The organism is Kitasatospora sp. NPDC059803 (assembly GCF_042732255.1).
Taxonomy (GTDB): Bacteria; Actinomycetota; Actinomycetes; order Streptomycetales; family Streptomycetaceae; genus Kitasatospora.
The window spans coordinates 1-7,945 of the sequence record NZ_JBHWIJ010000359.1; the positions used below are offsets into that span (position 1 = coordinate 1).

The window sequence follows — 7,945 nt, forward strand, 5'->3', positions numbered from 1 at the left end:
CACACACCCCCCGGGGGCGGCGCCCCCCCCCCCCCCCCCGGGCGCGGCCCCGGGGCCGCCCCCCCCCGGGGGGCGTTCTGACTCGGTGGCCGCCCCGCGGGCCCCGCCCCCGCCGGCGGCCCCGTCCGCTTGCTCCGCCCAGCCGTTGAACGACCGCCCAGCCGTTGAACGGCCGCCCGGCTACTCCGCCGGGGCGCCCGCCTCGACGGTGGCACCGGGCCGGACCGTCGGCTCCTCCGGGGCCTCGCCGGCGGCCGGCGCCGGCCGGTCCGTCTCGACGTGCAGCTCGACCGTGGTGTCGACGGCGACCACCACCTGCTCGCCCGAACGCTGCCCCGCCCGGATCGAGTCGATCCTGGCCAGCACCTTGCTGCGCAGGTCAGCCGGGGTGTCGTCGCAGCCGCAGGAACGCTTGATCAGCGCCTTGATCGCCTGCTCCAGCCCGTACTGCTTCAGGCAGGGCGAGCACTCCTCGAAGTGCACCCGCAGCTTGGCGCAGTCGCCCTCGGCCATCTCGTTGTCGAGGAATTCGTAGAGGTGGTCGAGGACCTCGCCACACTCCGTGTCGTGCGGATCGCCGCAGCTCATGAGCCCGAGCCCTTCGCTTCCTGCCCTGCCCCGCTGCCGGCCGGGACGAGCCCGCGCTCACGGGCGTAATCCTCCAGCATGCCGCGCAGCTGACGGCGGCCGCGGTGCAGCCGGGACATCACCGTGCCGATGGGAGTACCCATGATGTCCGCGATCTCCTTGTACGCAAAGCCTTCTACGTCCGCGAGGTACACGGCGATCCGGAATTCCTCCGGAATGGCCTGGAGCGCGTCCTTCACATCGCTGTCGGGGAGGTGGTCGAGCGCCTGGGTCTCGGCCGAGCGCAGACCGGTCGACATGTGCGACTCGGCGCGGGCCAGCTGCCAGTCCTCGATCTCCTCCGCCGCCGTGCGCTGGGGCTCGCGCTGCTTCTTGCGGTACGAGTTGATGAACGTGTTGGTGAGGATGCGGTACAGCCAGGCCTTGAGGTTCGTGCCCTCGCGGAACTGGTGGAAGGACGCGTACGCCTTGGCGAACGCCTCCTGGAGCAGGTCCTCCGCGTCCGCGGGGTTGCGCGTCATGCGCAGCGCCGCCGAGTACATCGGATCCAGGTAGCCCAGGGCGTCGCGCTCGAAGCGCTCCCGCCGGGCCTCCTCGCTCTCCTGTGCCGACACCCGGAAGGTGTCCTCACCGATCGCCTCGGCCAGCTCCTCACCGGTGAGCGCCTCGCCCGTGGGCTGGCCCTCCTCCGGGCCCCGGCCCGGCTCGGCCTCGTGCTCGGTCCCGACGACCGGACCCACCTCCTCGGCATGGCGGGCACGACCCACGGCGGGCCGCCCCGAAATGGAGGATATCGGGCTGACGGGCTTCTCGCCCGCGACAATCCAGTCGGACCAGGCGGGGCCGAACGCCGCGGCGGCCTCGCGCTGCTCTGACCGCTCGGGGCACGCGATCGAACCCATCTGCCCTGCCTCTCAACCGGGAATCGTACTGACGAGAGTGCCAACCACCCCGACCCCGCCCGCATTCCCGCGCCCGCCCCGAAATCGCTCGTACGGGTGATCGAGCGGAAACCCCCCGCTCACGGCCGCCCCCGCCGCCTCAGACGACCCGCAGCACCCAGTCCCCGACCGCCCGGCAGATCGCCTCCAGCACCTCGTCCTGCCCCACCGGCGCCCGCTTGGGCACGTCGAAACCGTGCCCGCCGTACGGCACCGCCACCAGCTCGTGCCCGGGCGGCAGCTCCGGGAACTCCTGCGGCCCGCCGAACGGATCCGCCGTACCCTGCACCACCAGCGTCGCCGCCCCCGACTCCAGCAGCTCCTGCGCCCGGCTCTTCTCCGGCCGGCCCGGCGGGTGCAGCGGGAACGCCAGCGCCACCACCCCCACCGCCCCGCTCGCCGCCCCGGTCCGGCAGGCCACCCGCGCCCCGGCGCTGCGCCCGCCCACCACCAGCGGCAGCCCCTGACCGGCCAGCCGCCCGGCGACCGGGGTCCAGCCGCGGTCCAGCGTGCGCGGCGCCGGGGCGAGCCGCTTGCCCGCCACCCGCCAGGGCTGCTCCACCAGCGCCACGGTGACCCCGCGCGCCGGCAGCGCCGCGGCCAGCGCCACCAGGTCCCGGGCCTCGATCCCGCCGCCCGCGCCGTGACCGAGCGCCAGCAGCGCCTTCGGCGCACCGGCCCGGTGGTAGCTGATCCGGGCGTCCCCCACCTCGGTGGGGACGAGTTCGGTGGTCATCGTCGGTCGCTCCAACCGGCTCAGGCTCCCTCAGCTGTCAGGACTCAATCGTCGAACTTCAAACATTCAGACATCAGAACAGGGTGGTCTCGTACTCCGCCTCGGCCCACGGCTCCTTGAGCTCCGGGCCGTTGTTGCGGATGCTGCCGACCGCCGGCGAGACCGGGGTGGCCAGCAGCGCACCGGGCGGCGGCGGTATCAGCAGCCGGCGCAGCTCGTCCGGGTCGTCCAGCCCCGGGTCCAGCCACTCGCCGTAGGAGGCCGGGTCGAGGAACAGCGGCATCCGCTCGTGGATCGGCGCCAGCGACTCCTCGGCGTCGGTGGTGACGATGGTGAAGGTCACCAGCCAGGCCGCCGGATGGTCGGCCGGCACCGTCCGGTCGCGCCAGAACTCGTACAGCCCGGCCAGCGCCAGCGGGGTGCCGTCCGCCCGGGACACGAAGAACGGCTTCTTGCGCGCCTTGCCGCGCTCGCCCGGCACCGTCTGCCACTCGTAGTAGCCGTCCACCGGCAGGATGCACCGCCGCGAGGCGAACGCCTGCCGGTACGAGGGCTTCTCGTGCACCGTGTCCGAACGGGCGTTGATCATCTTCACCGCCGTCTCGGCCGACCGCGACCACTGCGGCACCAGGCCCCAGCGCAGCACCCTCAGCTGGCGCACCGGCCGCGCCCGGCCCTTCGGCACCCGCTCCAGCACCACGAAGGCGCTGGTGGTCGGGGCGACGTTCCAGTTGGGGGCCAGCGTCTCAGCCGGATCCCACTGCTCGACGCCGAACAGCTCGACGATGTCCTCGGGCTTGCCACTGGCTGCGAAGCGACCGCACATGCGGGCCAGCTTGCCATGCCCGCCCCGCTCACCACTTCTTCATCCCGCCAGGAGAACCGTCCGCTCCCGCCCGCCCGTCCCCGCATGGGAGGCTGCCCCGAACGGCCCAACGCAGCGGACGGAGGCGGAGACGAGACGATGAGCGCACAACCCACCGACCAGAACCTCGGCGAACTGTGGAACCAGGTCACTGGCACCCAGCCCGCGCCGCCCGGCTGGCTGGTGCTGGCCACCGCCGGCGCCGCCCTGCTCGCCGTCCTCGCCCGCCCGCTCTGGCACGTCACCCGCAACGCCGTGACCATCGCCCACGAAGGCGGCCACGGCCTGATCGCCCTCGTCACCGGCCGCCGGCTCGCCGGCATCCGGCTGCACTCCGACACCTCCGGCCTCACCCTCTCCTACGGCCGCCCCACCGGCCCCGGCATGATCCTCACCGCCGCCGCCGGCTACACCGCCCCCGCCCTGCTCGGCCTCGGCTGCGCCGCCCTGCTCTCCACCGGCCGGATCACCCTGCTGCTCTGGCTGGCCATCGTCCTGCTGCTCGCCCTCCTGGTGCGCATCCGCAACGCCTTCGGCCTGTTCACCGTGCTGGTCGCCGGCGGCGCCTTCTTCCTGGTCTCCTGGTTCGGCAGCGCCGAGGTCCAGGCCGGCTTCGCCTACCTCGGCTGCTGGTTCCTGCTGTTCGGCGCCGTCCGCCCGGTCCTCGAACTCCAGCACCAGCGCCGCATCGGCTGGGCCCGCGACTCCGACGCCGACCAACTGGCCCGCCTCACCCACATCCCCGGCCTCGCCTGGATCACCGTCTTCCTGCTCACCGCCCTCGCCTGCCTCGCCCTGAGCGCGACCTGGCTGCTCCAGCCCCTGCACTGAACCCCGCCCTCGGCGCGAACCTGCTGCTCCGGCCCCTGCGCCGGGCCGCCCCCGCGGCACGGGCCTGCTGCCACAACCCCTGCACCGGGCCTCCCCCGTCCCGCCATGCGGTTGGCGCAGGGGCCGTTCCGGTACGGCCCCTAAACTTGCCCCCATGACCGAGACCCTGTGGCCCGCCCCCGTCGCGACCACCCCCGTTGACGCCACCGTCACCATCCCCGGCTCCAAGTCGGTCACCAACCGAGCCCTGGTGCTGGCGGCGCTCGCCGACGAGCCCGGCTGGGTGCGCCGGCCGCTGCGCAGCCGCGACTCCCAGCTGATGGCCGACGGCCTGCGCGCCCTCGGCGTCGGCATCGAGGAGAAGGTCAACAACGACTCCGGCGGCACCGGCGGCGGCGAGGCCTGGCGGGTCATCCCGACCCCCGCGCTGCGCGGCCCCGCCTCGATCGACGTCGGCAACGCCGGCACCGTGATGCGCTTCCTGCCCCCGCTCGCCGTCCTCGCCGACGGCCCGGTGCACTTCGACGGCGACCCGCGCAGCTACGAGCGCCCCCAGCACGGCGTGATCAACGCCCTGCGCGCGCTCGGCGCCCGGATCGACGACGGCGGCCGCGGCGCCTTCCCGCTGACCGTGCACGGCACCGGCGGGCTCGACGGCGGCCCGGTCGAGCTGGACGCCTCCTCCTCGTCCCAGTTCGTCTCCGCCCTGCTGCTCTCCGGCGCCCGCTACAACCAGGGCGTCGAGGTCCGGCACGTCGGCGGCCCGGTGCCGTCGCTGCCGCACATCCGGATGACCGTCGAGATGCTGCGCCTGGCCGGCGTCCAGGTCGACGCCCCCGAGGACGGCGGCGAGAAGGACGTCTGGCGGGTCACCCCCGGCGCCCTGATCGGCCGCGACCTGGTGGTCGAGCCGGACCTCTCCAACGCCGCGCCGTTCTTCGCCGCCGCCCTGGTCACCGGCGGCCGGGTGACGGTCCGCGACTGGCCCAAGCACACCAGCCAGCCCGGCGACCAGCTGCGCGAGATCTACACCCGGATGGGCGGCGCCTGCGAGTTCACCGACGAGGGCCTGCAGTTCACCGGCACCGGCCGGATCCACGGCATCGAGGCGGACCTGCACGACGTCGGCGAGCTCACCCCGGTGATCGCCGCCGTCGCCGCACTGGCCGACTCCGAGTCCCACCTGTACGGCATCGCCCACCTGCGGCTGCACGAGACCGACCGGCTCGCCGCGCTCGCCAAGGAGATCAACGACCTCGGCGGCGACGTCACCGAGACCGAGGACGGCCTGCGCATCCGCCCGCGCCCGCTGCACGGCGGCGTCTTCCACACCTACGAGGACCACCGCCTGGCCACCGCCGCCGCCGTGGTCGGCCTGGCCGTGCCCGGCGTCGAGGTGGAGAACGTGGCCACCACCGCCAAGACCCTGCCGGACTTCCCGAAGATGTGGGCGGAACTGCTCGGCGAAGCGGTGGCGGACGCCTGAGCGGAGACTGAGCACATGCGCCGCTACGGCAAGGACGCCGACGAGGACGACATCCGCAACCGCCCCGCCCGCCGGGGATCCCGGCCGCGGACCCGGATCCGGCCCAAACACGATGACGCCGCCGAGGCGATGGTGCTGACCGTCGACCGCGGCCGGCTGACCTGCCTGATCGACCCGGGCACCAAGCAGGAACGCGAGATCGTCGCCATGAAGGCCCGCGAGCTGGGCCGCAAGGGCGTCGTCGTGGGCGACGTGGTCAACATCGTCGGCGACCTCTCCGGGGACACCGACACGCTCGCCCGGATCGTCCGGGTCGAGGAGCGCAGCTCGGTGCTGCGGCGCACCGCGGACGACGACGACCCGTACGAGCGGATCGTCGTCGCCAACGCCCAGCAGCTGGCCATCGTCACCGCGCTGGCCGACCCGGAGCCCCGGCCCCGGCTGATCGACCGCTGCCTGGTGGCCGCCTACGACGCGGGCATGGAGCCGCTGCTGGTGCTCACCAAGGCCGACCTCGCCCCGGCCGGGCCGCTGCTGGAGTCGTACGCGCCGCTCGGCATCGACTACGTGGTCACCCGTCGGGACGAACTGGAGACGGAGGGCGCCGAGGCCGTCCGCGCGCACCTGCGCGGCCTCTCCACGGTGTTCATCGGCCACTCCGGGGTCGGCAAGACCACCCTGGTCAACGCCCTCGTCCCGGACCACCAGCGGCAGACCGGCCGGGTCAACGCGGTCACCGGGCGCGGCCGGCACACCACCGTGTCCGCCTTGGCGCTGCGGCTGCCCCCGCCGCCGGGCGCCAAGCCGGGCTCCAAGAAGGCGCTGGACCCGGGCTGGGTGATCGACACCCCGGGCTTCCGCTCCTTCGGCCTCTCGCACATCGACCCGTCCCGGGTCATCCACGCCTTCCCCGACCTGGAGCCCGGCACCGCCGACTGCCCGCGCGCCTGCAGCCACGACGAGCCGGACTGCGCGCTGGACGCCTGGGTCGCCGACGGCCACGCCGAGGGCGCCCGGCTCTACTCGCTGCGCCGCCTGCTGGCCAGCAAGGAGGCCCGCGAGGGCGACTGACCCGGGCGGCGGTTTTACCGTCCCATGGGTTTCCCGACCGTTCGAGGTGTCGGACCGCGCCGGCCTGGCGATCATAGGAAGGTCGGGCCACAGCGCGGTCCGACCCGTCGATCGACAGGGAGGGCACGCGATGGCATGGGCCTTGGTGGTCCTGGCCGGCCTGCTGGAGACCGGCTTCGCGATCAACCTCAAGCTCAGCGAGGGCTTCACCAAGCTCTGGCCCACCATCAGCTTCTGCGTGTTCGCCCTGGGCAGCTTCGGCCTGCTCACGCTGTCCCTGAAGAGCCTGCCGGTCGGCCCCGCCTACGCGGTGTGGACGGGCATCGGCGCGGCCGGCACCGCCATCTACGGCATGGTCTTCCTGGACGAGACCACCTCGGTGCTGAAGCTGGTCTCGATCTCCCTGGTGATCGCCGGCGTGATCGGCCTCCAGCTCAGCGGCTCGGCGCACTGACCGTCACCGGCCCACCCCTGCTACCGGCCCACCCCCGCTGCTCGCCCGCTCGCCGCCGGCAGGCCGTCCCGGTCCGCGAGCCCGGCTGTCCCGATCCGGGCGGGATCGCTAGGGTTTCGGACATGGCCGATTACCACGACGATCTCCGACTCGCCCACGTCCTCGCCGACTCGGCCGACTCGGTCACCCTGGAGCGCTTCCGCGCCCTCGACCTGAAGGTCGAGACCAAGCCCGACCTCACCCCCGTGAGCGACGCCGACAAGGCCGCCGAGGAGCTCGTCCGCAGCGTGCTGCAGCGCGCCCGCCCGCGCGACGCGGTGCTCGGCGAGGAGTTCGGCCTCCAGGGCTCCGGCCCGCGCCGCTGGGTGATCGACCCGATCGACGGCACCAAGAACTACATCCGCGGCGTCCCGGTCTGGGCGACCCTGATCGCCCTGCTGGAGGACGGCCCGGACGGCGTCGAGCGCCCGGTGGTCGGCATCGTCTCCGCCCCCGCGCTGCAGCGCCGCTGGTGGGCGGCCAAGGACCTCGGCGCCTACGCCGGACGCAGCCTCACCAAGGCCTCCCGGATCCACGTCTCCGGCGTCTCCCGGATCGAGGACGCCTCCTTCTCCTACTCCTCGCTCTCCGGCTGGGAGGAGCGCGGCCGCCTCGACCCCTTCCTGGACCTCACCCGCGCCTGCTGGCGCACCCGCGCCTACGGCGACTTCTGGTCCTACATGATGGTGGCCGAGGGCGCGGTCGACATCGCCGCCGAGCCCGAGCTGTCGCTCTGGGACATGGCCGCCAACTGCGTCATCGTCGAGGAGGCCGGCGGCCGCTTCACCGGCCTGGACGGCGTGCCCGGCCCCGGCGGCGCCGACGCCGTCGCCAGCAACGGCATCCTCCACGAGGAGACCCTGCGCCGCCTGAGCGTCTAAGGGCTCCCTTGCACGGCCGAACATGGTGCGGGCCCGGTCGACCAGTCCTCTGG

Annotated in this window: 9 protein-coding genes; 5 read left to right on the plus strand and 4 right to left on the minus strand. The window is 73.7% G+C overall.

The annotated features are described in order from the left end of the window. Positions 1 to 180: 180 nt before the first annotated feature. The 4 genes from rsrA to ACFV6I_RS35210 all read right to left on the minus strand — a co-directional run bounded on the left by rsrA (position 181) and on the right by ACFV6I_RS35210 (position 3,091). Positions 181 to 588, minus strand: a complete 408-nt coding sequence (gene rsrA / locus ACFV6I_RS35195) for a mycothiol system anti-sigma-R factor (protein ID WP_079135634.1) — start codon at positions 586 to 588, stop codon at positions 181 to 183. Then, positions 585 to 1,328, minus strand: coding sequence for a sigma-70 family RNA polymerase sigma factor (locus ACFV6I_RS35200; protein ID WP_063351149.1), 744 nt, complete (start codon positions 1,326 to 1,328; stop codon positions 585 to 587). The genes rsrA and ACFV6I_RS35200 overlap by 4 nt, the downstream gene beginning before the upstream one ends. Positions 1,329 to 1,629: 301 nt before the next feature. Further along, on the minus strand, positions 1,630 to 2,265 hold the full coding sequence (locus ACFV6I_RS35205; RefSeq protein WP_380429954.1) for an alpha/beta family hydrolase: 636 nt from the start codon (positions 2,263 to 2,265) through the stop codon (positions 1,630 to 1,632). A 73-nt stretch (positions 2,266 to 2,338) separates the two neighbouring features. Further along, entirely contained in the window at positions 2,339 to 3,091 is a 753-nt protein-coding gene (locus ACFV6I_RS35210) for an SOS response-associated peptidase (protein ID WP_380429957.1), read from the minus strand. Positions 3,092 to 3,229: 138 nt separating this feature from the next. On the opposite strand from ACFV6I_RS35210, the gene ACFV6I_RS35215 reads away from it, so the two are divergent. The 5 genes from ACFV6I_RS35215 to hisN all read left to right on the plus strand — a co-directional run bounded on the left by ACFV6I_RS35215 (position 3,230) and on the right by hisN (position 7,892). Continuing rightward, positions 3,230 to 3,961, plus strand: a complete 732-nt coding sequence (locus ACFV6I_RS35215; protein WP_380379560.1) for a M50 family metallopeptidase — start codon at positions 3,230 to 3,232, stop codon at positions 3,959 to 3,961. Between the two features lie 154 nt (positions 3,962 to 4,115). Beyond that, positions 4,116 to 5,447, plus strand: coding sequence for a 3-phosphoshikimate 1-carboxyvinyltransferase (gene aroA, locus ACFV6I_RS35220; protein ID WP_380429961.1), 1,332 nt, complete (start codon positions 4,116 to 4,118; stop codon positions 5,445 to 5,447). Between the two features lie 15 nt (positions 5,448 to 5,462). Beyond that, entirely contained in the window at positions 5,463 to 6,518 is a 1,056-nt protein-coding gene (gene rsgA, locus ACFV6I_RS35225; protein ID WP_063347888.1) for a ribosome small subunit-dependent GTPase A, read from the plus strand. Between the two features lie 130 nt (positions 6,519 to 6,648). Further along, the gene (locus ACFV6I_RS35230) at positions 6,649 to 6,972 is read left to right on the plus strand and encodes a multidrug efflux SMR transporter (protein WP_063347889.1); all 324 of its coding nucleotides are present in this window, start codon (positions 6,649 to 6,651) and stop codon (positions 6,970 to 6,972) included. A 122-nt stretch (positions 6,973 to 7,094) separates the two neighbouring features. Further along, the gene (gene hisN / locus ACFV6I_RS35235) at positions 7,095 to 7,892 is read left to right on the plus strand and encodes a histidinol-phosphatase (protein WP_063347890.1); all 798 of its coding nucleotides are present in this window, start codon (positions 7,095 to 7,097) and stop codon (positions 7,890 to 7,892) included. Positions 7,893 to 7,945: the final 53 nt, after the last annotated feature.

Excerpts from the sequence above, each read along its gene's own strand:
- ACFV6I_RS35230 (WP_063347889.1), top strand. The coding sequence starts at position 6,649 with ATGGCATGGGCCTTGGTGGTCCTGGCCGGCCTGCTGGAGACCGGCTTC.
- ACFV6I_RS35205 (WP_380429954.1), bottom strand. The coding sequence starts at position 2,265 with ATGACCACCGAACTCGTCCCCACCGAGGTGGGGGACGCCCGGATCAGC.
- aroA (WP_380429961.1), top strand. The coding sequence starts at position 4,116 with ATGACCGAGACCCTGTGGCCCGCCCCCGTCGCGACCACCCCCGTTGAC.
- rsgA (WP_063347888.1), top strand. The coding sequence starts at position 5,463 with ATGCGCCGCTACGGCAAGGACGCCGACGAGGACGACATCCGCAACCGC.
- ACFV6I_RS35210 (WP_380429957.1), bottom strand. The coding sequence starts at position 3,091 with ATGTGCGGTCGCTTCGCAGCCAGTGGCAAGCCCGAGGACATCGTCGAG.
- ACFV6I_RS35215 (WP_380379560.1), top strand. The coding sequence starts at position 3,230 with ATGAGCGCACAACCCACCGACCAGAACCTCGGCGAACTGTGGAACCAG.
- rsrA (WP_079135634.1), bottom strand. The coding sequence starts at position 588 with ATGAGCTGCGGCGATCCGCACGACACGGAGTGTGGCGAGGTCCTCGAC.
- hisN (WP_063347890.1), top strand. The coding sequence starts at position 7,095 with ATGGCCGATTACCACGACGATCTCCGACTCGCCCACGTCCTCGCCGAC.